Origin of the sequence: Clostridium boliviensis (assembly GCF_033342255.1) — a bacterium.
In the GTDB taxonomy this organism is placed as follows: domain Bacteria; phylum Bacillota; class Clostridia; order Lachnospirales; family Lachnospiraceae; genus Lacrimispora; species Lacrimispora boliviensis.
Map to the genome: position 1 here is coordinate 1 of NZ_JAWONS010000040.1, position 305 is coordinate 305.

The 305-nt window shown below is 56.7% G+C and carries 1 protein-coding gene; it reads right to left on the reverse strand.

The window, feature by feature from the left end; genetic code table 11:
- Positions 1–264 (reverse strand): DUF503 domain-containing protein (locus RZO55_RS02315; RefSeq protein WP_318062693.1); only part of this gene is annotated, 264 nt, incomplete at its 3' end.
- Positions 265–305 lie beyond the last annotated feature (41 nt).

The following is a 305-nucleotide window of genomic DNA, read 5'->3' on the forward strand; positions in this document are numbered from 1 at the left end:
GGCGTCCAACACTTCCAAACCGTCGAGGTTCTCCAACAGGCGAAGCGCCTGTTGGAGCTCCTGCTCAACCACGTGTTTGCCGCTGCCGACACCGACCATCGCCAGGGTGGTCAGCTGTCGGTCATTTTGATAATCGACCTCCGCCACCGACAAGTTGAATCGGTGACGGATCCGGTCCAGGCCGCTCTTGATCACACGGCGCTTATCTTTCAAAGAAGCGGACCCGATTACCCGACAGCGGCATTCCTGAATTCCGACAATCATGTGGCGCGTTCCACTTCCTCCACCACGTATACTTCGATGAT